The 255-nt window shown below is 40.8% G+C and carries 1 protein-coding gene; it reads left to right on the forward strand.

The annotated features are described in order from the left end of the window. Positions 1-255 (forward strand): nitronate monooxygenase (locus JG537_RS09635; protein WP_199545210.1); only part of this gene is annotated, 255 nt, incomplete at both ends.

Consider the following 255-nt stretch of genomic DNA (forward strand, 5'->3'; position numbering starts at 1 on the left):
TCTTGTTATTGAAGAAGGGGTCAAAGTTGTTACAACTGGTGCAGGTAACCCAGGTAAATATATGGAACGTTTCCACGAAGCTGGTATTACAGTTATTCCAGTTGTCCCTAGTGTTGCTCTTGCAAAATGTATGGAAAAACTAGGAGCAGATGCTGTTATTGCAGAAGGTATGGAAGCTGGCGGTCACATTGGTAAATTGACAACAATGACACTAGTACGTCAAGTTGTTGATGCAGTTAACATTCCAGTTATTGG

Source organism: Streptococcus vicugnae, assembly GCF_016461705.1.
Taxonomy (GTDB): Bacteria; Bacillota; Bacilli; order Lactobacillales; family Streptococcaceae; genus Streptococcus; species Streptococcus vicugnae.